This window comes from Candidatus Thiothrix sulfatifontis (genome assembly GCA_022828425.1).
GTDB classification, from domain to species: domain Bacteria; phylum Pseudomonadota; class Gammaproteobacteria; order Thiotrichales; family Thiotrichaceae; genus Thiothrix; species Thiothrix sulfatifontis.
This window is the reverse complement of sequence record CP094685.1, coordinates 2256386-2279792: the sequence shown is the minus strand read 5'-3', so window position 1 is coordinate 2279792 and position 23407 is coordinate 2256386. Positions and strand designations below refer to the sequence as shown.

At 50.2% G+C, this 23407-nt stretch carries 15 protein-coding genes; 6 read left to right on the top strand and 9 right to left on the bottom strand.

The annotated features are described in order from the left end of the window. Positions 1-69: 69 nt before the first annotated feature. Both L3K52_11510 and L3K52_11505 read right to left on the bottom strand, forming a co-directional pair. A complete protein-coding gene (locus tag L3K52_11510) occupies positions 70-1410 on the bottom strand; it encodes a DUF1566 domain-containing protein (protein UOG90826.1) in 1341 nt (446 codons plus the stop codon). 41 nt (positions 1411-1451) lie between these two features. Next, a complete protein-coding gene (locus L3K52_11505; GenBank protein ID UOG90825.1) occupies positions 1452-2759 on the bottom strand; it encodes a DUF1566 domain-containing protein in 1308 nt (435 codons plus the stop codon). 179 nt (positions 2760-2938) lie between these two features. On the opposite strand from L3K52_11505, the gene metG reads away from it, so the two are divergent. Both metG and L3K52_11495 read left to right on the top strand, forming a co-directional pair. Next, positions 2939-4996 (top strand): methionine--tRNA ligase, encoded by a 2058-nt coding sequence (metG, locus tag L3K52_11500; protein UOG90824.1) that lies wholly within the window; start codon positions 2939-2941, stop codon positions 4994-4996. A gap of 25 nt (positions 4997-5021) precedes the next feature. After that, the gene (locus L3K52_11495) at positions 5022-7283 is read left to right on the top strand and encodes a DUF349 domain-containing protein (protein UOG90823.1); all 2262 of its coding nucleotides are present in this window, start codon (positions 5022-5024) and stop codon (positions 7281-7283) included. Here L3K52_11495 and L3K52_11490 read toward each other — a convergent pair. From L3K52_11490 to L3K52_11465, 6 genes are all read right to left on the bottom strand, one after another. Next, entirely contained in the window at positions 7252-8172 is a 921-nt protein-coding gene (locus L3K52_11490) for a recombination-associated protein RdgC (protein UOG90822.1), read from the bottom strand. The two genes, L3K52_11495 and L3K52_11490, sit on opposite strands and share 32 nt — an antisense overlap. 58 nt (positions 8173-8230) lie before the next feature. Beyond that, positions 8231-9373 (bottom strand): DUF1501 domain-containing protein, encoded by a 1143-nt coding sequence (locus L3K52_11485; GenBank protein ID UOG90821.1) that lies wholly within the window; start codon positions 9371-9373, stop codon positions 8231-8233. Positions 9374-9398: 25 nt separating this feature from the next. Then, positions 9399-10688 (bottom strand): DUF1800 domain-containing protein, encoded by a 1290-nt coding sequence (locus L3K52_11480; GenBank protein ID UOG90820.1) that lies wholly within the window; start codon positions 10686-10688, stop codon positions 9399-9401. Between the two features lie 90 nt (positions 10689-10778). Continuing rightward, positions 10779-11798: a hypothetical protein gene (locus L3K52_11475; GenBank protein UOG90819.1), complete on the bottom strand. Its 1020-nt coding sequence runs from the start codon at positions 11796-11798 to the stop codon at positions 10779-10781. 9 nt (positions 11799-11807) lie between these two features. After that, a complete protein-coding gene (locus L3K52_11470; protein UOG90818.1) occupies positions 11808-12893 on the bottom strand; it encodes a homoserine O-succinyltransferase in 1086 nt (361 codons plus the stop codon). 27 nt (positions 12894-12920) lie between these two features. Further along, entirely contained in the window at positions 12921-13769 is an 849-nt protein-coding gene (locus tag L3K52_11465; protein UOG90817.1) for an ATPase, read from the bottom strand. 133 nt (positions 13770-13902) lie between these two features. Here L3K52_11465 and L3K52_11460 point away from each other — a divergent pair, with 133 nt between their 5' ends. The 4 genes from L3K52_11460 to L3K52_11445 all read left to right on the top strand — a co-directional run bounded on the left by L3K52_11460 (position 13903) and on the right by L3K52_11445 (position 20572). Then, a complete protein-coding gene (locus L3K52_11460; protein UOG90816.1) occupies positions 13903-14226 on the top strand; it encodes a hypothetical protein in 324 nt (107 codons plus the stop codon). After that, positions 14213-14734, top strand: coding sequence for a hypothetical protein (locus L3K52_11455; GenBank protein ID UOG90815.1), 522 nt, complete (start codon positions 14213-14215; stop codon positions 14732-14734). The genes L3K52_11460 and L3K52_11455 overlap by 14 nt, the downstream gene beginning before the upstream one ends. Positions 14735-14748: 14 nt before the next feature. Continuing rightward, a complete protein-coding gene (gene dusB, locus L3K52_11450; GenBank protein ID UOG90814.1) occupies positions 14749-15780 on the top strand; it encodes a tRNA dihydrouridine synthase DusB in 1032 nt (343 codons plus the stop codon). A 196-nt stretch (positions 15781-15976) separates the two neighbouring features. Continuing rightward, on the top strand, positions 15977-20572 hold the full coding sequence (locus L3K52_11445; protein UOG90813.1) for an AAA domain-containing protein: 4596 nt from the start codon (positions 15977-15979) through the stop codon (positions 20570-20572). 10 nt (positions 20573-20582) lie between these two features. On the opposite strand, the gene L3K52_11440 is transcribed toward L3K52_11445, so the two are convergent. Next, positions 20583-23345 (bottom strand): 2-oxoglutarate dehydrogenase E1 component, encoded by a 2763-nt coding sequence (locus tag L3K52_11440; protein ID UOG90812.1) that lies wholly within the window; start codon positions 23343-23345, stop codon positions 20583-20585. Positions 23346-23407: the final 62 nt, after the last annotated feature.

Genomic DNA, 23407 nt, shown 5'->3' with positions numbered 1-23407 from the left:
CATACGCCATAAGAAAGGGCGTCCTGTGTAAAACAGGACGCCCCCTAGCGCGTTAAAAGCTCAATATATTTAGAAACTACTAATCAGTCGGGTATAACAAATCCAATTATTAGTCGGATAAGTCGACAGACCATCTGGCACTTCGCCGTAATGACGCAATGCCACCATACTGCCACCGCGTGGGTTATCAGCACTGATTGGTAAACCGTAATCGACACCTTGGTAATTACACTCAATGCGCCCATCGGCACTTTGATTCACGGGAGTTCCCGGTGCGTACCCACAATCCGTTGCAGTTCTCGCCAAATTCTCAGAACAGTAAGCTGCCTTATTAGCTTGACTGACCGTATCCGGGAAAAATTTCAAGTCAATGTTGGGACGTTGCCCATTGTCATTCACTTGGACTAGGTTCAACAGCTCCTCCATGGTTGGCAAACGCCATTGCGATCTGCCACACAAGCCACCGGAATCATTCACTGCATTTACATAACTGTAGGCGTCACAATTGCCAAGCACCTGACACAATATTGCGCCAGTGCTGTCCCTAGTGCTGGCATAACCAGCCGAATTGTGGAAATGCCGGTAGCGCCAGTCACTATCACGTAGCCCGTTATCGTTCGTTTTGGATTCCCACACTTTCCCGGTAGCATTTTCCTTAACACACGCCCATGACGGAGCAGAAGCAGGCAGCACATTGCCTGCACTGTCAAGCTTCGTATAGCGTTTGGAAGCCTCTGCCAATTTAACTTCAGCCCTGACTTGTTCCGCCGCTTTTTGCGTAGCATCCCGCGCTTGTTCTGCCGCCGTTCGTGCCGCTTTCACACTAAGTGCTGCCGCTTGCACTTGCTGTAACAACGCCTGAATGCCTTCGAGTGTTGTCGCAATGCTGGCATCGCTTACAGCCGTCGTGACTAAGGCATTCTGTGCCAGCGCTTGATCCGCTGCTTGTTTAGCCTGATCCGCAAATGCCTGTGTTTCGGCTAATGCGCCAGCCGCCTCTGGGTAACTTGAGCCTTCCTGTTTAGCAAGCAATAACGAATAGCCCGCAATCGAATTAGCCGATTGTGTTGCTTTGGTGTCGGTTTCCACTTGAACAGCAATATCTTTGATTTGTTGACGAGCCATCACCATATTGGCTTGGCGATCCTCTTCTGCCTTAGCGTCAGCAGCCGCTTTATCGGCTGCTGCTTTAGTAAGTGCTGCCGCTGTTGCAGCATCCGCCGCTGCTTTATCGGCGGCGGCCTGTGCTGCAATCGCGGCTTGCGCCGCCAATTCTTCTGCGGAAGGCCCGCTGCTGCCACCACAAGCAGTGAGCAATGAAGACATTACAATGCCCGCCAATAGTAACTGCCCTTGTTTTGCAGCCGTGCTTTTATTAAGCGTATGAACGTTAATTTTGTTCATATTCATGATTCATGACCTATAAATGAGTAATGTAGAGTTAGCCTAAATTAACGAGAACTCACCATACGGGTGTAACAAATCCAGTTAGATGCATTACCAGGGTTGTCCACCAAACCATCTTTGATTTCCCCGTAATAACGCAAAGGAATCAAAATACTGTTTTCCAAGTTTTCCTTGGTTTGGATACCGTTTAATAACGGCAAGCCATAATCAACACCTTGGTAGTTGTGTTCGGCATCAGCCCCCGTGTTGGTATTCATCGCGCAATAAGCAGCAACATAGGGTTTATAGACAATATCGGGGAAAACTTCCTGATTAATATGCGGGGGTGTACCGCCCCCATTGATTTGCGCAATACTGCCCAGCTCACTTTTCAACGGAATACGCCAGGAATTTCTGCCACATAATCCCGCACCATTCACCGCATTCATGTAAGAATAAGCATCACACGTATCCAACCCACGGCATAATACTTGACCTGTCGTATCCACTGTATTGCCATAACCACCATAGTTATGCATGTGACGGTAACGCCAATCTTTATCCCGGAAACTGCCATCATCGGTTTTGGTCTCCCAAACCAAGCCGGTCTGCTTGTCTTTCAAGCAAGACCATGACGTTGCAGTAAGTGGTAATTCATTACCGCTGACGTCCAATTTGGCGTAACGTCTGGCAGCTTCCGCAAGTTTAACGCCAGCACTGACTTCTGCTGCTGCTTTTTGCGTCGCATCACGTGCTTTTTCCGCAGCGACACGGGCTTCTTTGGTACTGAGCGCTGCATTTTTAGCTTGTTCGGCAAACGCTGTCACTTCTGCAAGGCTTAGGGCAGTTTCCGCATTGGTTGCCGCTGCCGTCGCCAAAGCTTTCTGTTTCAGTGCTTGCTCAACAGCCTGCTTGGCTTGATCAGCAAATGCTTGTGTTTCGGCTAATGCTTCAGCGACTTCTGGGTAAGCAGCGCCCTGCTGTTTGGCTTGTAATAGCGCGTATCCGGCACTAGAACTGGCTGTCTGTGCTGCTTTGGTATCGGTTTCTACCTGCTTTACACTGTCTTGAGTTTCTTTACGCGCTGCTGTTAGCGCAGCTTGGCGCTCCTCCTCTGCCTTGGCATCTGCCGCCGCTTTATCGGCTGCGGCCTGAGCCAATGCTGCCGCTGCTGCTGCATCAGCCGCTGCTTTATTCGCTGCTACTTGGGCAGCAAGCGCCGCTTGAGCAGCCAACTCTTCTGCGGAAGGCCCGCTACTGCCACCACAAGCGGTGAGCAATGATGACATGACGATGCCCGCTAAAAGTAACTGCCCTTGTTTAGCGATAGAGGTTTTATTGAACGTATGAACGCTGACACTGTTCATATTCATGGTTTATTACCTATAAGTGGTTAATTGGGGTTTATGGTTTCAATCAAATATTATATGGTAACTATCACTAAAATATTCATTGAATTTACTAATGGTAGTGTTTCGATGCCAACCAGTGGCACAAACCCCCACAACCTGCTACTTTATCGCGTCTCTATTAGAAGCCTTTAAAGACAGCCATGCAGCCAAGAAAAATCCTCATCACCAGTGCCCTGCCCTACGCCAATGGCCCGATTCATATTGGTCACATGGTCGAATACATCCAGACGGATATTTGGGCGCGTTTTCAACGTTTGCGCGGCAATGAATGTTACTACGTGTGCGCGGATGACACGCACGGCACACCGATCATGCTGCGTGCGCAACAAGAAGGCATTACCCCGGAACAACTGATTGCCCGCATCGGCGCGGAACATCAGCGTGATTTTGCTGGCTTTCGCGTCGGTTTCGACAATTACTACACCACGCACTCTGACGAAAACCGCCACTTCGCCGAATTCATCTACAAAGCGGCGCGTGACAACGGGCATATTGAAAAACGCACCATTCGCCAAGCTTACGATGCGCAAGCGAACATGTTCCTGCCCGACCGTTTCATTAAAGGCGAATGCCCACGTTGTGGCGCGGCGGATCAATACGGCGATAACTGCGAAGCCTGCGGTGCGACTTATTCCCCGACAGATTTGAAAAACGCGGTGTCGGCCATTTCAGGCACGACGCCGATTGAAAAAGAAACCGAACACTATTTCTTTAAGCTGGGGCATTTTGAAACCTTCCTGCGCGAATTTCTTGCCAGTGGCGCGGTACAAAAAGAAATAGCCAATAAGCAAATGGAGTGGTTTGAGTCGGATCAAGGCTTGAGCGATTGGGATGTTTCTCGCGACGCACCTTACTGGGGCTTTAAAATTCCCGACACTGATGACAAATATTTTTACGTGTGGCTGGATGCGCCGATTGGTTATTTAGCCAGCTTCAAAAACCTGTGTGAACGCACCGGACTGGATTTTGATAGCTTCTGGAAACCCGATTCTACCGCCGAGGTGTATCACTTCATCGGTAAAGACATCGCCTATTTCCACACGCTGTTTTGGCCTGCGCTGTTGCATGGCGCGGGTTTCCGCACCCCCAGCGCAGTGCATTGCCACGGCTTTCTGACCGTGAATGGCGCGAAAATGTCCAAATCACGCGGTACATTTATCCAAGCCGAAAGCTACCTCAAGCATTTGAACCCGGAATGGTTACGCTACTATTTCGCCAGCAAACTCAGCAATGGCGTGGATGACATTGACCTTAACCTCGAAGATTTCGTGGCACGGGTCAACAGCGATTTAGTCGGCAAAGTGGTTAATATTGCTTCACGCTGCGCCGGTTTCATCAACAAGCGCTTTGACAACAAACTGGCTGATACGCTGCCTGACAGCGCTTTATATCAGGAGTTTAGCGATGCCTCTGAACGTATCGCCGAACTTTACGAAACCCGCCGCTACGGTCAGGCGATGCGCGAAATCATGGGCTTGGCTGACAAGGCCAACCAATACGTTGACGAACAAAAGCCGTGGGTACTCGCCAAAGACCCAGAACGCCTTGCTGACGTGCAAAACGTTTGCACCCAAGGCATCAATATGTTCCGGGCGATTGTGAGCTACCTCAAGCCAGTTCTCCCACAATTGGCGGTTGACGCAGAAAGCTTCCTCAATGCGGGTGAACTGACTTGGGCAAGCGTTGCAACGCCACTGACTGGCGGCCAAATCACCACATTCAAAGCCCTGATGACCCGTGTTGAACCGGCAATGGTCGAAGCCATGCTCGAAGACAATGCTTCGGCTACGCTCAGCAACCAAACAGATAACCGCTCCCTGAGCGAAGCCGAAGGGAACAGTACTCAACACCTGACCAACGACCCGATCAGCGCCACGATTGACTACGACGATTTCGCCAAAATCGACTTACGCATTACCAAAATCGTCAAAGCCGAACACGTCAAAGGCGCTGATAAGCTGGTACAATTGACCCTTGATCTGGGCGGCGAAACCCGCAACGTGTTTGCCGGGATAAAATCCGCTTACGACCCCGCCGATCTGGAAGGTCGTTACACCGTGATGGTCGCCAACCTTGCCCCCCGTAAAATGCGCTTTGGCGTATCCGAGGGCATGGTGTTGGCAGCAGGCCCCGGCGGTAAAGATTTATTCATCCTGACACCTGACAAGGGTGCAGAACCCGGAATGCGCGTAAAGTAACGCCAACAATAAGACGAAGAATAGTATGTTAGGGAAGTTCTTTAAACCAAAATGGCAACACGCTGATGCCAGTGTCCGCGTAAAATCACTGGCGAGCCTTGCCGGTGACAGCATGGAATTGATCAAGATTGCCCAAAGCGATCCTGACAGTGATGTACGCATGGAAGCCATTACCCGTTTGCACCACATTCCGACCTTGGTGCAAATGGGTCACACAGCGGGTTCGATTGGTGAACGCGCCCGCCAACGTGTCATTGGTTTGGCGGCGACTGATCACCGCCACGACCATTTACTGACGGAAGTCTTTGCTTGGCTACAGAATCCCGCGCTCCTCCGCAGCATTGCGCGTGATTCGATGCGGGGCGTTAAATTGCGTCACCAAGCCATCGCCAAGCTGGACGACCAAGAATTATTGTTCTCCATTGCCAGTAACGACACCTCCAAAGAGATTCAATACAGCGCTGCTGCTCAAATTCATGACTTGGCGCAACTTCAAGCCTTGGAAAAGCTGCACGGCAAAAACAACAAACGCCTGCGTCAATTGCTCAAAGAACGCGAAGACATTGTGCAACATCAGCACAAACAACAAGCCGACATCGACGCACTCTGTGCCGAAGCCGAAACCCTCGGCAACACCCAACGCTGGGCGCAAGAAAAAACCCGCGTCAAAGTACTGGAACAACGTTGGCAAAAAATCAGCAAAACCGCCAATGAAGCCCAACAACAACGCTTCCAACAAGCATTAACCGATTTTCAACAACGCCTGCAAACCTGGGAAACCGAACACACCCAGCAACAACAATTGCAAGCCCAACAAGCCGCTGAACAAGCGCGTTTAGCTGCCGAAGCCCAACAGCAAGCCGAGGCCGCCGCACAAGCCCAACAAGAGCGTCTCGAACAAGAACAGCAACGCGAAGCCGCCGCCCGCAAGAACCGCCAGCAACAACAAGCTCAACAAGAGCAAACCCTAACCGACTTACACCACAGCTTGAAAACACTGGAAGCTTACTTAGAAGCCGAACAATACGGCGAAGCCGTTGAAGTGCATAAAACCCTCAGAGAAAATCTCAAACAGGCCACGCACATCCCCGGCAAAGACCAAGCCTTTTTCCAACGCCGTCTGCAAGCACTCGCCCCCTTTCTGCGGGAAATTCAAGACTGGCGGCGTTGGGGTACGGATCAAGTACGCAAACAATTGATCGAAACAGCGGAACACCTGCGCACTGATGCGGAACTTGACCCACAAGAACGTGCCAAGAAAATCCATTCCTTACGGGAAGAATGGCGCAAGCTGTCCCAGCTCGAACCGGGGCAACAACACACGCTGTGGAAAACCTTTGACAGCAACGCCACCGCCGCTTACGAACCCAGCAAACAATACTTTGCAGAACAAGCGCAACAACGCGCCACGCACCTCGAACAACGCAACACCATTTGCGTCCAACTCGAAGCCTTACATGCCGAGACCGACTGGGGAAATCCCGATTGGCGGGCGCTACAAATCGCGCTCAACGATTCCCGCAAACATTGGAAAGCCGCTGGAACTGTCAGCCACAAAGATTGGAAAAACGTCAATGACCGCTTCAATGCAGCGATGGATGCGCTAGAAGCTCACTTTAAAGCCGAACGCGCCCGCAACTGGCAGGAACGCAGCCAACTGGTCGAACAAGCCAAAGCCCTGCTGGACTCCCCCAACACCGCACAAGCCATTGAGCAAGCCAAAATGCTGCAAACCCAATGGCAGATTAGCCTCAGTTCGCGCCCTTCCGACGAACAACGTTTGTGGAAACAATTCCGTGAACCGATCGACACCCTGTTTGCGCGTGCGCGTGAAGAACGCCAGCAACAACAGCAAGAACGTGATGCGCAATTAGCAGAAACCACCCGTCAGTCTGAAGAACAGCGTCAACGCGAATTGGCACGTCAGCAGCAACAACGCGCCGACTTGGAAGCCCTTGCTGCCCAATCCGCGCAACACAAACAAGCGGACACCAGCGCTGATGCGCAAATTGAAAACCGCAACACAGGTGAATTATTGTGCTTGCAACTGGAAATTCTGTTAGCGCTGGAAAGTCCTGCCGAATTCCAAGCCACGCGCCTCAAATACCAAGTCGCGCAACTCTCAGAAACCATGCGCAGTCGCAAAGAAACCGCGCAACCCAGTGCTCATGCGTTACCTGTTTTAAAACAGTGGTATGCTTTGGGGGGAATGCCCGCGACTGCCCTTGCCAGTCAGACAGCGCGGATCGAGAAAATTAAGCAGGCTCTGGTTCAGGTTCTGCCGTAAAACATTGCATCAAATCGGCTAACATCAGCGTCACTTCACCCGTCATCAGGGTGAATTCGATGTCCAGCTTTTCAGCACGCGATTGCGGGTCGGCATCCTTAAGGTTGTCGGCCAGCACATCCAAAAAGCGTACCTGACGTACCCCTAAATCTTCGGTCAAAACAAAACTGATCTTGTCTGCCCAGATTAAAGCGAGTTTGGATACCGTTTTGCCTGCGGCTAAATTGGCTTGCACTTCCTCCGCCATCAGTTCATGACGTTTAAACGTTGCCACACTTTTTGCTTCGCCCGTCCCTTTTAATTCGCACGCTTCACCTAAAACAAAGGGCGCTGGCAAGGTGTGATCATCCGCCAGCCATTGCGTCATTAGCACTGCCGGACTCCTGTCGGTTTTCGGGGGAGCAACGGGCAAACTGCCCAAAGTATTGCGCAGTAAATGGGTTAAGCGTTCCGCTGGCGTGTTGGACGAGCTGTTAATAATCATCCAGCCATTGGGTAAATCCAGCCAGGCATCCATTTTTTTGGTGCGGGTGAAGGCTTTGGGCAGCAATTCAAATTCGATCTCATCGCGCAAATCTTGTTTTTCGCGCTTACCGATTTTGCGGGCTTCTTTTTCTTCGATGTCGGCAACTAAAGTATCGAGTTCTTCACGCACCACCGAAGCCGGGAGCAGCTTTTCCTGATGCGCCAATGTCAGCAGCATACAGCCGTTAGTCGCCAATACCAGTTGCTCATTGTTGCGCCCAAACGGTGATACCCAACCGCTGGCTTCGCGCAATTCATTGCCGCAGCCCAGAAAGGGTTTGCTTTCAAGGGCTTCGTGTAGCGCTTCGGGCGTGAGATCGAAATCACTGCTCAAACGCAGCAGGTACAGATTCTTGAACCACATGGCAATGCCTTTCTATGCTAATGAGAAAGGCGCGATTATGCCGGAAAGCGCTTCAGACTTAAACAAACGGCAGCGTACCAAACTTAGCCCACGGGCTGGCTTGCCCCAACCAACGTTGGGATACCGTGCCATAGACGGCGCGGAAATCGACCGTATGTTGCACATTGCCATCGCCATCCAAACGGCTAAGATCGGGTGCATCGCCGTAAATACCGCCACGTACCTTGCCGCCCATGACCAATTGCACCGACGCCGTGCCGTGGTCAGTACCTTTGCCGTGGTTTTCTTGCACACGCCGCCCGAATTCGGAATACGTCATCAGCATGACATCGTTCCAGCGCCCGCCGCGTTGCATGGCTTGCGCAAACGAATCCAGCGCCCCAGCGAGTTGATGCAGTAAATTACTCTGTACCGCCATTTGGTTGCTGTGGGTATCAAAACCGTCCAGCGTGACCATGTATACGGCTGCATCGACGCCGGTCAAAATCATCTTGGCAACCGCTTCCAATTCACGCCCTAATTTGCCGGTAGAAAAATTGACACCTAAGGCCATTGGGCGTTGCAATTTAGTGCTTAACTGTTCACCCGCTGCATACAGTTGGTGATGCACATTGGTGATATGCGCCAGCACCGAATTGGTACGCACCGGCTGAATGTCTTCCAGCAGGTTGATTTGACTCAGGAAAGACTGCGGGCTTTGCATCGCAATGGTATTGCAGTTTTTTCCGTTCATCGGCCCGCTGCTGTCACCGATCGCAATGCCGTGCAAACCGGGCTTACAACCGGGTAATAATGAACCTAACCAACCCGTTTCAGCGTATTGACTGGCGTCCACCGCTGTTTCCCAAATATCGCTGGAACGAAAATGCGACAAGGTGCTGTGCGGATAACCCACCCCTTGTACCCACGCCATATTGCCTTTATCCCACCAGGGTTTGAGTGCTTTCAGGTAAGGGTTCAAGCTCTGTGCTTCACCAATGTCGATGAGTTGATGCTTAGGTACTGCAATCGTGGGGCGATGTTGATAATACAGCGGGTCATTGTGAGGAATCAGGGTATTCAACCCATCATTGCCCCCAGCCAGTTTGACTAACACCACAACCCGTTGTTGTGGGCGGGCAGGCACTGCCAATACTTCCGCAGGCAAAGCAGTCAACCAAGGCAGCAAGGCAGCCATTCCCATAAATTCGCGACGGTTCATGTAATCAACATCCGCATAAAGAGTATCAGGACACTTGAAACGCTGGATCAAGCAGCAACGCTCGCACTAAGCGCAGCGCTCCCGGCGCTTGCGGTAGCGGTTTCAAGGGTTTAACGGGTAATAACCATTCGACCAATTGCTCGGCGGGTACATCGGGGAGTTTTACCCCATTGGCGACTTTTTCGTTTAAATTACCGCGTGACAATTTGGAAAGGTAAGCGTTGCGTACCAGTAAGGTTTGGGTACTGATCCAATGTTCCCCCCCCGCCCAGCCTTTAACGTTGGGCGGGTCGAATAATTCCTGCCCCAACAGGCGGCACAGATTCAGCATTTCTTGAGTGGATTCGCGGGGATAAGGCAACATGCGTACCGTGCCAAGCACCAATTCCACCGGCGATTTCACCAAAGTGCCACGGTTTACGCTTGCCCAAAATGCTTCACTGTTCAATACCGTGCGCATTAAGCCTTTGATGTCGTAATTCGATTGCCGTAATTGTTGCGCCCAAGTACCAATCAGCGCTGGGTCGGGGCGATTGCTGACAAACGCCAACCAGAATTTTTCCGTCAAGCGTTCCGCCGTGCGGGGGTGTGCCAGCAACAACTTAACAATATCATCGCCTTTGAAATGCCCGGTTTTGCCCAAAAAGGTCACTGCCCCCTCGGTGTGTTCGTCAGTGCGAATCACAAATTTGCCGGTTTGGTAATCAACGCGCCAGCCGGTAAATGCTTGTGTTGCCGCTTTTACATCGGTTTCACGGTAATGCCCACGTCCGATGGTGAATAATTCTAACAATTCGCGGGCAAAATTTTCATTGGGCTGATTTTTGTTATTTTGATGCCCATCCAAGTACATCAGCATGGCGGGATCACGCGCAATCGCTTGCAGCAATTCCGCAAAACTTCCCAGTGCGTAACGGCGAAATAACAAGTTTTGTTGGTATAACAAACTGGGTTGCAGCGTTTTTTGAATGGAAGAGGTGAAGTGATTGTGCCAAAACAAGGTCATGCGTTCGAGAAATGGCGTTTTGGTGGTCAACATCTGTTCCACCCACCACGCCTGCAAGCCTTTACCCTCATGCTGTGAGATAGCCCACGCGGAATTGCGACTTTTCATATCGTTCAAACGCATCGGTTCTAACTTCAACCAAGGCGTCATCGCCGGAGCAGGTTTCAATGCCTCAGGTGTTGGGTGCAACACTAACTCGACCGCATCTTGAGTAGAGCGTCCTTCCAAGTATTTAATAGCATCCCACTCTGCGCCTAAGCCAGTACGTGATACCAAATGTACCGCATCTTTAAAAGCAAGCAATCCCATAACCTTACTGCGCTAGAAATAATATTAATAATAACGTAACTGAGTAGTAAGTTTAGACCAAATTTTAATCTTAGCAGCAGATTAATAAGATCATTTTACAAGCTTTATGCCGCTAAGCGAAACGAAAAAAGCGATAAACGATACTAGTGAGGCCAAAATACTGATGAATAATTCAGCCGTTTTACGTAGCACCCGCACTGTACCCAACGCACTTTTCCCCAGAAACTTCATGATACCTTTGGTGTTGGTGCCGTATTTTAGGCTGATTTTTTCCAAACGGATTAAATCTTCACCATTTTCCACGTATTTCAATACATGCACAACATCAGCGGTAGAACTGGCCTTACGAATGTTATTCACCTGTTCTGCCGTTTGTTGAAGCGCCCGCGTTGCTTGCGGGTTATAAGCTTTTAATGCGGCTTTGCTGATGCCATCCAGATTTTTTTCGGCGCGCGCTGCCAATAGAAACCCTTTATAGTCGAACACGTCTGAACCCTGCCTGAGCAGAAAACGCTGAAATCCCGGCGTCAGCTTACCCGCACGTGCCGCCAATTTTGTGGTAGAAATACCACCTTTCGCGGGTGAAGCCGCCCCCGCACTCGCCACCGTCGCGGCAGTCAAGCCAACCCCGACCCCTGCCAAGGTGACAATCAGTTCATTAACCGGCTCACCCTTGGCATACAATTGATATTGCCCCCATAAATCGCGGGCATCACCCACCACGGTAAAATCGGCGGTGATTGCACCCGCCACGCCTGCACCACTGCTGGCTTCACCCTCGACAAAACCACTGGCAAAATCATTAACGGTACGACGGGCGGTATTGAGTGGCGATTCCAAACGCTGCAATTCCACCTCAAACTCAGCGGGATCCACTGCGTAACCAAAAGTGTGGGCAAGGCTTAAATACATTCGCGCATCGGTGGGATTATTATTGGCAATGGCTTCCTGCACTTGTTGACGCACGTCTTCCGCGCTGACTTGGTGCAACATCAATTGCGCCACGTCTGCCGCCATTTCGTCGTATTGCCAATAATCCAGCAATGCCTTCAAACTGCCGACTAATAGCACTAATGACACCAGTAAAACGGTAAAATTCCAAATTTTCATTATCTTAGTCTAGCGCATTCCCAGCGTTTGACGTAAGCCTAAGGGGTCATTGGGGTCGACACCTTCCATAAATGGCTTACGGCGGTCGTTATTGGTGATTTGGTAAACCTTGCCGATCCAATTGCTGTAAAACACTTTTGCAGTATCGCGCCAAGTATTGTGCAACATCGGCAACAATAAGGTTTCGGGGAAATCCGGCAAGGGTTTGCCTTGGCGTTTGGCTGCTTCTTGTGCCAGCCGGTATTCGGTGAGAATCGCTTTGGCTTTGGGGCGCAAATAATTTTCGGGGAATGGCGGGTAATCCTCCCGCGCCCCGTCAAACCAACGCAGGGTTTCGCGGCGGTATTCTTTGAGCAAACTCACCTGATCGTATTCTGGGTGCGCTTGCAAAAAAATCATGCGGAACAGATCAGGGCTGACCGCCATGTGCACGCCCGCCTCCTGACTTTCCACCAATATTTGTACGCCCACAGCTTCCAGTTCCGCCCGATCAATCTGATTGAAACGCGAGTGCGGCACGTCAAAGCGCGTATTCAAATCATTCACCAGCGGGTGTTCCGGCATGGTCACGGCATGGCTGTACACGCCCCAACGCTTGAATCCCAGCGGGCGGCGGCGGATTCCCCACAAATGTTGCACCAGCGCATGGCTTGCCAAACACGAACACAACGTAGACGTGACATTTTCCTGCGCCCAGGCCACTACCTCGCACAAACCCTCCCAAAACGGTTCGTCTTCCAGATGTTGCGCGGCAGGGTTTGCGCCGGTAATGATCAGCGCATCCAAACCTTGTTCGCGCAAATCGGCAAACTTTTCGTAGTATTGGTCGAGGTAAGCTTGCGCTTTGGCACTGCGCGGCAAACTTTCCAGCGTGAACGGGTGAATGTGAAATTGCGCAATCAGATTCGATTCACCCACCAGCCGGAAAAACTGGCGTTCGGTCGCTGCCAACGCTGCATCCGGCATCATATTGAGGAAACCGATATGCAGCTCGCGAATATCCTGATTGAAGGCGTAATCTTCGCTCAGGACTGTTTGACCTTCTTGACGCAAGCGTTCAAACGTTGGCAATGCAGTGTGTGCAACTAATGGCATAGGAATCCCTCCCCGTACCTAACAACTTCAAGCATGACGCGCAATCGCCATTTCAATCAAGGCATTGAAATCGGCTTCATCACGCACTTGCGCGGCTTCTTCCGACGTAACCGTGTAGCCGTAGTCGTGTGCAATCGCTTCGTAACGCGGCAAACGCGAATGGAACAAGCGCGGGAATACCCAGCGGGTGAAATCGTCGGGGATCATTTCGGCGGCGTATTGCAGCCCTTGTTCTTGCAGGTATACCGCCAAATGTTCGCGCAGAAAATTCGGGCGGTAATACAACGGCTTCGGGTCACTACGTGCGCGGTCGATGAGCTTTTGCTCTTCGTCTTTCGTGGTGACTTTGATGTACAGAATCAGGGTGTTTTCCGCCAACAAATCAAACACGCTCGGTTCTTCCAACTCGCACAAGCTACCGCCTGCGTCATTAACGAAGTGCGAATAGCCGTAGATTGTTTGGGCTTTGCGGATAAATTCCGGCACATCACGCATCGCTGCAATTTCAGCTTCGCGGTATTGCGCTTGGCGTTGAATGAACGCATCCAGTGGCACGCCGCCGAGTTCGGGATTGCCTAATTTTCCAACGAATGACAGCACAGGCCCCAAATCATTCACGCGAATATTGTTGCGAATGTAGATCCAATCATTGCGCAATAATTCGCGCAAAAACGGCACTTTCATCGCCTGTTCTTTGATCAAATCGAGAATATCTTCATCCAGATAGCACGTACCAATGCGGTAGTCACCGGAATAATGAAACCAGTCATGCTCACGTAACATACTGGAAATATGGGTTTTACCAACACCAGACATGCCCAACAGCGTGACTTTTTTGTGTTCCCATTGGCGGTATTGTTCTACGGTTAAACGCACACTAAATCTCCGTACAGGTGGTTTCTTATAGGGCAGATACTTTACCACAACATCACTGTCCTGCACGCTAGAGGCTTGCAAGTTTTTCGCCTTCACGGTACTTTGCTGTTTTAAGCCTGTCGTTCTGTGCCAAATGAACAAACAAACCCTTATAGAACAACGCATTTACCGGCTACATCAGCGGGTCATCGAAAAACTGCAAGCCAACCCTGAACAGGTAGTGAGTATTGCCCGCGCCAACTTGCAGCGTTACCGTGCCAACAACGGTAATTGGCAGGCTTACACCGATTGGGAGCAAAAGCTCTCCTTGCCCATAACAGACATTATCAACATTCTGGATTCCCACGACGAAAGCGCAGTGCTGGCACGCTCGAATTCTCCTTTTGCCGGATGCCTTTCTGCCCATGAACGCTGGGGAATTCTACGCGAACTTAAGAATACCCATGAAACGTTATGAAATCGAACATTTGATCAGAGCAGCGGGTGCGATCACACAAAGCAATGAAATCATTGTCATTGGTAGCCAGTCGATCCTTGGCAGCTACCCAGAAGCCCCGGCTGCTCTTTTGCAATCACGCGAAGCAGATTTAATCCCTGTCCAGTACCCTGAACGCGCCGACCTGATTGACGGTGTATTGGGTGAATTATCCCCGTTTGACGAAACGTTTGGGTACTACGCTGATGGTGTGGATAAAACGACAGCGATACTTCCCGAAGGCTGGGAAAGCCGCCTGATCAGGATTGCAAACACGAATACCAATAATGTTGTTGGCTTGTTTTTAGAGCCACATGATCTGATGACCAGCAAATTGTATGCTGGACGGGAAAAAGACATGGACTTTGTGGCAACAGCTATTCGTAGCGGCATTGTGGATGCCAATCTGATCAGGGAACGGATAAACAAAGTATCTGGTCAAGATGCTATGCGCGATACTGTGCTGATAAGACTTGAACGGCTTCTTTGACAAGTCTAAACACGATGAAAATTGGCTCTTACACACTTGATAACAACCTGATTGTTGCGCCGATGGCTGGCGTGACGGATCGTCCGTTCCGTACCTTATGCAAACATTTTGGCGCAGGTCATGCCGTCAGCGAAATGATGTCGGTGGATGCGACCTTGTATGCCCAGAAAAAATCCTTGTACCGCGCGGATTTCGACGGGGAACTTGCGCCGATTTCGGCACAGATTGCGGGGTCTGAACCGGAGATGTTGGCGGAAGCGGCGCGTTATCAGGTGGCGAATGGGGCGCAGATTGTGGACATCAATATGGGCTGCCCTGCCCGCAAGGTTTGCCGCAAGCTGGCGGGTTCGGCGCTGTTACAAGATGAGGATTTGGTTAAGCGAATTCTGGATGCGGTGGTGTCTGCGGTGGCTGTGCCGGTGACGCTGAAAACCCGTCTGGGATACGTCAATGGTGAGGAAAATATTCTGCGAGTCGCGGATATGGCGCAACAGGCAGGCATTGCGGCATTGGCGATTCATGGGCGCACTCGCGAGCAAATGTACACAGGTGAGGCGCGTTATGAGCTGATTCGCGAAGTGAAACGTCAGGTCACGATGCCGATTATTGCCAATGGCGACATTGATAGCCCGCAAAAAGCCAAGGCGGTGCTGGAAGCGACCGGGGCGGATGCGATTATGATCGGGCGGGCGGCGCAGGGGCGACCGTGGATTTTTCGGGAAATCGCGCATTATTTGCAAACCGGCGAGGAATTGCCGCCGCCGAGCGTTGCTGAAATTCATGCGGTATTGCTGGGGCATTTGGATGAGCTGTATCAGTTTTACGGGGAATATTCGGGGTGTCGCATCGCCCGCAAGCATATTGCTTGGTATACCAATGGGTTGCATGACAGCAATGCGTTTCGGCAGGCGATGTATGCGCAGGATAGTACAGCGGGGCAAGCGCGGGCGGTGGATGCGTATTTTCAGGCGTTGTTGGTGCGGGATGAACGGCTGAATTATGAATCGAGTTCAGGCCAGAAATCATCAGCCATCAATTGCTCGTAATCCCACGGGAAAATTTCACTTACCACACCTGATACGGCATATTCCAGCAAGTCTGAAAAATCACAAAAATGTAGCAAATCATCTGAATTCTGTGTTTTCTATCACTGAATTATTTTGCCAATAAATGCAGACTTCATCATGTTACTTACTGTTCACAGCAGAATTATAGTGCGATGCAGTAAATGATACTGAGTCCGTGTTCAACCAAGCCATCAACACACAAGTCGATACTATGAATGAAGCAAATAGCCAGCTCCTACAACTCTTTGGTTTTCTTAAAAATTACAATGAATTAAAGAACCAATATCCTAAAAACATTACAGAATATCAGGATGGTTTTCAGCTATTATCTTCTTGGCCTAGACACCCCACCATCTCGATTCATCAAGGAAATGACGATGCTGATGCACTGATTAGCGTCCAACGTCCCAAACGAACGCTATGCCCTCTTCCACCTGCCATCCTCAACGATTGGTTGCAACCGGGTTGGAATTCCATCAGTAGCACGCCTGAAACATTACCCAGCCGCAACGAACAGCGAGCGGATAAAAGCACCATCACGATTCAATTCGATGACGATCCTAACCGCCTCGAAGCCTTCTCAAGATGGAGCAAACAACACGCAGACTGGGTAAGGGCAGAACAACCTGTAGTTGATGCCTACCATCTCTTCGAGCGAGTTCACGGAATATGGTCACGACTGCAAAAAGAAGGCGATCAAATTGAATTGATGCTGGGTTCGGGAATGCTACTTGTTCCTGATCTGAATATTCATCATCCAGTACTGCTACAACGGCTTGAACTCAAGTTCGACACTTCCAAATCAGAATTCACCTTCCATTCGGGGATTGATAAAGCTGAATTGTACAAAGCACTATTGCGCGACATTCCTGATATTGAAGGAAAAACTATTGCTGATCTATCGCAAGAACTTGAAAACTATCCCATAGAGCCATTAGGGGAAATTCCTGCTACGGAAGGTTTTTTACAACGACTTGCTCAGGGTTTGTTCATCAAAGGTGAGTTCCATACACAACGTCCTGTTAATCCACAAAATCCGGTTGTGTACCCTGCTCCCTGTTTATTCTTACGCAAACGCAACCAAGGTCTGAGTCAGATACTCGACAATATTCTGGAAGACCTGCAAGACCCCAATGCCACACCATCCACAGGATTGAAACGCATTATTGGAATTGAGGAAGCCGTTCACGTTTCCCCAGACGTCGAAGGATCTGACAGGCTATCCCATACTTCGCCAACGCTGGTCAACGATATTTTGTTCAGCAAACCCGCGAATGCAGAACAATACGCCATTGCAGACAGGCTGAAACGAACCCATTCTGTGCTAGTGCAAGGCCCGCCCGGAACGGGAAAAACACACACGATTGCCAATTTAGTAGGCTACCTGTTATCACAAGGGAAAACTGTTCTGGTCTGTTCTCATACCAGCAAAGCATTGCGGGTTTTACGCGATAAGCTCGACCCCTCTATCCAATCCTTATGTCTTAGCGTTTTAGACAGTGATGCGGAAAGCCAAGCCCAACTCAGTCAAGCCGCACAGGAAATTGCCGACCGCCTATCGGGACTGGATGCATCAGCCTTACGTCGGGATGCGAACCAACTACGCAACAGACGACAGGAATTATTGCTCAAGCAACAACACTTGCAACAGCAAATACGTGATGCTCGCTACAGTGAAATAGAAGAAGTTGTCGTTGCTGGCAATGGCTACACACCGATTAAGGCAGCTCAACTTGTCAAAGAACATACAGAACGTGATGGCTGGATTCCCGGCACTATTCAAGAAAATCAGCTCTGCCCACTATCTGATACCGAAATGGCAACCCTTTACGCGACTAATCACCAATTGTCGTTGCAAGAAGAACAACAACTGTCAGTCAAGCAGCCAGAACATGCCAAGTTGGTGTCGTCCGCAGACTTTCGCACCCTGACAACTGAACGCTTTCAAATCAAGCAACAGTTAGCGCAACATGTTCCTGAACTATGGGACAACACGAAAACTGCCTCCCGCATTCAACTACAGCAAATCCAGCTACAAATAAGTGAAAGCGTTGCCATACTGAATACCCATGAAAGCTGGTTACAAGAAGTACTGTTTGCGGGTTGGTCTGGTGCTGGTCTGCAAGAGACATGGGAAAAACTGCTGGAAGCGATAGAGGAACTGGAAGCGCAAGCCAAAAAAGTACACTTGATGTTTATTGAACACGCCCCAGAAATTCCTGATAACTGCGACATTATCACCTTGGATGCCATTATTGCTCATTTGGAACAGGGTAAAAAACTCACCGGGCTTTTCGCCAAAATGGGGAAATCATCTTGGTTCAAGTTGATTGAACAATGTAAAACCAACCAACGGCAACCGCAGACTATCGAAGAGTTCCATGCGTTACGCGCAAAAACGCAGCTTCAACAGCAATACAATACACTGGCAAAATACTGGAAACACACGGTATCTACAGCCGGGGGTGCAGAATTTGAAACATTAGGTGATCGCCCGGAACGTACTGCACCGAACTACCTTGAACTCATCCGCAAACACCTCAACTGGCGTAGTCATGTCTGGAATTCGCTACAACAAGAGATTCAAGCAACAGGTTTTAAGTGGGACAAATGGTTAGAATCCTGCCCTATCGTACACACGCAATACGGTGAACTGGAACGCATCAAACTGGCAACCACACCACAACTTGCCAGCTTGTTTACCGCCAAAACTGCGTTATTGTTGCAATCTGAATTATCCAAACACGTTGAAATACAGGCAACTTATCTCAGCCAATTTCAGCAAAGTGAAATAGCCATTGACCTGACCAGAGCACAACAAACATGGGATGCTGACAGTTACGAAACTTTGTGGAAGCGATTAGCACAACTTGAAGGTTTACAGGGTATCTATCAACAACGCCATTCACTGTTGGCAAGATTAAAACCTGTCGCCCCCGACTGGGCAAAATCCATCGTACTGCGCTCTTCTCCCCATGACTCATCAACCCCGCCAGGAAGTGCGTCAACCGCTTGGCTTTGGTTGCAACTTCAGCAAATTCTCGAAAAACGTGCAGACTTATCTATTCCTGCATTGCAGCAAGAATTGGATACGGCTGAAAGTGAAATAGCCCAATTAGCCGCTCAAATCATTGAAAAAGAAACATGGGCTGCACAAGGTGATCGCACCAAACTTTCCACCCAGCAGGCACTAATGGGATTTGTGCAAACCATAAGAAAAATCGGCAAAGGTAAAGGAAAGAATGCTCCTGCGCTCCTGAAAAATGCGCGTGACCTTCTATTTGCCGCTCGCAAAGCTGTACCTGTTTGGATCATGCCACTTCACCGAGTTTACGAAAACTTCGATCCACGCAATACTCAGTTTGATGTAGTCATCATTGATGAGTCCAGTCAAAGCGATATGATGGCACTTGCAGCACTTTACATGGGAAAGGAACATGTGATAGTTGGGGACAAAGAGCAAGTCACTCCAGATGCTATTGGACAGCAAATCACCAGCATAAATAGTTTGATCGCCACAGATTTGCAAGGTATTCCCCTAAATCACCTATATGATGGGCAAACCTCAATTTACGATCTTGCTGAAACAGCATTCGGTGGAGTTATATCGCTAAAAGAACACTTTCGCTGTGTACCGGAGATTATTCAGTTCAGCAATCACCTGTCTTACCACAACAAAATCAGGCCATTGCGTGAACCTTTATCATCGCCCATACACCCAGCACTCATTTCACAACGGGTAGAGGGTAAGCGCAGTGAAAACGGGAAAATTAATGCAGTCGAAGCCGATACCATTGCATCAATGATCATTGCCGCCATTCATCACCCTGCTTACGCGCGGAATGACAATGGGCAAACCACCACCTTTGGTGTCATTACTCTGTTAGGCAGTGAGCAAAGTGAATACATCGACAATATTCTTCGGAATCGTCTTGAATTGGATTTGTACAACAAACACAAAATACTGTGTGGAAACCCTGCACAATTTCAAGGCGATGAACGCGATGTGATCTTTTTGTCTATGGTTGATAGCCCACCTGATGATGGTGTACTACGCATGATGGAGTTCGGCAAAAATGATATGTACAAAAAACGCTACAATGTAGCGGTAAGCCGAGCGCGTAATCAGTTATGGTTGGTGCATTCTATCGACCCAGAAAATCATTTGAAATCAGGCGACATCAGGCAGCGGCTCATTCAACACGTTCGCAATCCACAAGCACTAATGCGTGAAATTGAAGTAGAAGGGCAACGTACTGATTCCCCATTTGAAAAATCAGTCCTGACGGATTTAGTGAACGCGGGCTATCGAGTCAAGACACAGTGGCAAGTTGGCGCGTACCGCATTGATATAGTAGTAGAAGGCAAAGCTCGCCGATTAGCGATTGAGTGCGATGGTGAAAAATACCATACACCTGACAATCTACAACAAGACATAGAACGCCAAGCCATACTGGAACGTTTAGGTTGGACATTTGTACGTATTCGCGGTAGCCAATATTACCGAACGCCTGAAAAAGCCATTCAAGCTGTCTTTGCTAGGCTTAATGAGCTAGGCATCGAAAAGTTAGGCGTGGAAGATACAACAACGTCAGCAACGAATCTTGATAACGATGCAATCATTCAAGATATTCGGCGAACAGCAGATGCCATCCGCCGAGAGTGGGAGCTTGAACGAGCCGCTGAACAACAGCAAAAACGAGCAGCAGCGAATCGCAACACTACTACAAAACAAAAAACACATATTGTGCAGGCGGAGTTAAGTTTCTGAAATACTGAACCTAATCCCCATTCAACCCCAACGCCTCGCGCACCAACGCCTGCTGCTGACGTTGGTGCATATACAACGATCCCACCGCAGGCGCTGCCATCGCCGGGCGGCTCACGCACACCACTTCGGTATAATCATACGCCTCAAAACGGTGTTTAATCCCATTCCACGCGCCTTGATTGACCGGCTCTTCCTGACACCAAATCACGGTTTTGACGTTCGGGTAATACTCCATCACATCCACCAATTCTTGCGCAGGGAACGGGTAAAGCTGTTCCAAGCGAATAATGGCCGTATCCGTCAGCGCGTGTTTGCGGCGTTCTTCCAGCAAATCGTAAAACACCTTGCCGCTGCACAAAATCACCCGCTTAACCTGCTCTTTCGCCTCCACATCGATGATGTCCACATCATCCAGCACTACTTCAAACTGCCCCAAAGTGAAATCTTCCAGCGGGCTAACCGCCAGTGGATGGCGCAATAAACTTTTCGGGGTAAACACAATCAAGGGCTTGCGGTACTTGCGCATCATTTGCCGCCGCAGCATGTGGAATACCTGCGCGGGGTTGGACGGAATACAAATATGCATATTTTCCTGCGCCGCCATTTGCACAAAGCGTTCCAGACGCGCCGAGGAGTGTTCCGGCCCCTGCCCTTCCAAACCGTGTGGCAGGAACATCACCAAGCCGCACAAACGCTGCCATTTCTGCTCACCGGAACTGATGAACTGGTCAATTACCACCTGCGCCCCGTTCACGAAGTCGCCGAATTGCGCCTCCCAAATCACCAGCGTATCCGGTTCCGCCGTGGCATAACCGTATTCAAACGCCAATACTGCCTCTTCGGAGAGCACCGAGTCGATCACGGTAAATTTGGCTTGGAAATCCGTGGTGTGTTGCACAGGAATCCACTGTTCGCGGCGCTGCTGATGGTGCAATACCGCGTGCCGGTGTGAAAACGTGCCGCGCCCGCAATCTTGCCCCGACAAACGCACGTCAAAGCCCTCTTCCACCAAGGTCGCATACGCTAAATTTTCGCCAAAACCCCAGTCGGCCAGTTGTTCACCACGCCCCATTGCCGCCCGCGCTTCCAGCACTTTGAACACACGCGGATGCACCACAAAATCAGCCGGAATATTGCTGATCCAACCCGCACTAATGCTGTGAATGCGTTCTGCGGAACACGTCGTATCAATGTGCTGCCGCCAAGGTTGCCCAACGAAGGCTTTCCAATGCGTTTGCAATTCCGCTGGCAAACCCGTGCGCGTCTGGCTATTGCAACAAGTGACCCCGCCATTGGAGAGCTTGGTGCGGTAAGCGTCGATCAAGCCTTTCGCCCCGCCTTCACTCACGACACCCGCTTCCGCAAGGCGCATCGCGTATTTGGCACGGGTCGTCGGTAAGCTACGAATCGTGCTGTACATCACCGGCTGGGTCATGTTCGGTTCATCGGCTTCGTTATGCCCCAAACGGCGGTAACACACCAAGTCGATTACCACGTCTTTCTGGAACAACTGGCGGTATTCGAGCGCCACTTGCGTGACATAGACCACAGCTTCGGGGTCATCGCCATTGACGTGGAAAATCGGTGCATTGATCATTTTCGCCACGTCGGTCGGGTAATACGTCGAACGGCTATCCGACACCGTGCTGGTGGTGAAACCAATCTGGTTATTGATCACAATGTGAATCGTGCCGCGAGTACGGTAGCCACGGGTTTGCGCCATGTTAAAGGTTTCCATTACCACGCCCTGCCCTGCAAACGCCGCATCGCCGTGGATCGAAATGCCCAATACTTGGTCGCCGTCTTTGTCTTCGCGCCGGTCTTGGCGGGCGCGTACCGAACCTTCCATTACCGGGCTGACAATTTCCAAATGCGAGGGGTTGAACGCTAACACCAAGTGCATCGGGCCACCTTCGGTGCTGACGTTGCCAGAAAAACCTTTGTGGTATTTGACGTCGCCGGTGTATGTTTCCTCAACCTTGCCCTCAAATTCGCCAAACAAATCGCCCGCAGGCTTGCACAGCACATTGGTCAGCACGTTTAAACGCCCGCGATGCGCCATGCCGATGACGATTTCCTGCAAACCTTGCTTGCCACCTTCGTGGATCAGGGTTTGCAAGAGCGGAATCAAGCTTTCGCCACCTTCCAATCCGAAGCGCTTTTGCCCAACGTAACGGCGGTGCAAATATTGTTCAAAACCTTCCGCTGCGGTGAGTTGTTCGAGGATTTTGCGGCGTTCGGGGTGAGTCAGTTTGCCGCGCCCCATGTTCGGTTCAATGCGTTGTTGCAGCCAGCGTTTTTCTTGCACATCCAAAATATGCATGTATTCAAAACCGATGGTGCGCAAATACGTTTCGCGTAGTGCGTGGACGATATTGCCGAGCGTCGGTTTCGCGGTGAGATTAAAAGTGCCGGGGTCGAATACCGTATCAGGGTTAACATTTTCCAGCCCGTGGTGTTCCAGCATCAATTGCGGTACGCCCACTTTGTAAGCGTAATCCCCCAAGGGGTTAGTGTTGGCTTCCAGATGCCCCAAGTAACGGTAGGCATTAATCATGCGCGATACGTGCAATTGTTCGCTGCGTTGTGCCAAGGCTTTGCCGTTGCCATGGTTCGCATTAGGCGCAAAGCTGCTGGTAACAGGCTCGGCATCCAAGCGCTGAAAATAGGCTTGCCATTGCGGGTCTATGCTGTGGGGGTCTTGCTGATAGCGCTCATACAATTGTTCGAGAAAAAGCGCGTGTTCGCCGTCGAGGAAAGATTCATCCATCATACACATACCCTGATTATCGGTTTATTTTAACGGGTGCATTATAGACCAATGCAGGGTAGTTA

What these genes read in the sequence shown, in the direction of transcription:
- L3K52_11510 (UOG90826.1), bottom strand. Translation starts at nt 1,410, where the DNA reads ATGAATATGAACAAAATTAACGTTCATACGCTTAATAAAAGCACGGCT.
- L3K52_11505 (UOG90825.1), bottom strand. Translation starts at nt 2,759, where the DNA reads ATGAATATGAACAGTGTCAGCGTTCATACGTTCAATAAAACCTCTATC.
- metG (UOG90824.1), top strand. Translation starts at nt 2,939, where the DNA reads ATGCAGCCAAGAAAAATCCTCATCACCAGTGCCCTGCCCTACGCCAAT.
- L3K52_11495 (UOG90823.1), top strand. Translation starts at nt 5,022, where the DNA reads ATGTTAGGGAAGTTCTTTAAACCAAAATGGCAACACGCTGATGCCAGT.
- L3K52_11490 (UOG90822.1), bottom strand. Translation starts at nt 8,172, where the DNA reads ATGTGGTTCAAGAATCTGTACCTGCTGCGTTTGAGCAGTGATTTCGAT.
- L3K52_11485 (UOG90821.1), bottom strand. Translation starts at nt 9,373, where the DNA reads ATGAACCGTCGCGAATTTATGGGAATGGCTGCCTTGCTGCCTTGGTTG.
- L3K52_11480 (UOG90820.1), bottom strand. Translation starts at nt 10,688, where the DNA reads ATGGGATTGCTTGCTTTTAAAGATGCGGTACATTTGGTATCACGTACT.
- L3K52_11475 (UOG90819.1), bottom strand. Translation starts at nt 11,798, where the DNA reads ATGAAAATTTGGAATTTTACCGTTTTACTGGTGTCATTAGTGCTATTA.
- L3K52_11470 (UOG90818.1), bottom strand. Translation starts at nt 12,893, where the DNA reads ATGCCATTAGTTGCACACACTGCATTGCCAACGTTTGAACGCTTGCGT.
- L3K52_11460 (UOG90816.1), top strand. Translation starts at nt 13,903, where the DNA reads ATGAACAAACAAACCCTTATAGAACAACGCATTTACCGGCTACATCAG.
- L3K52_11455 (UOG90815.1), top strand. Translation starts at nt 14,213, where the DNA reads ATGAAACGTTATGAAATCGAACATTTGATCAGAGCAGCGGGTGCGATC.
- dusB (UOG90814.1), top strand. Translation starts at nt 14,749, where the DNA reads ATGAAAATTGGCTCTTACACACTTGATAACAACCTGATTGTTGCGCCG.
- L3K52_11440 (UOG90812.1), bottom strand. Translation starts at nt 23,345, where the DNA reads ATGATGGATGAATCTTTCCTCGACGGCGAACACGCGCTTTTTCTCGAA.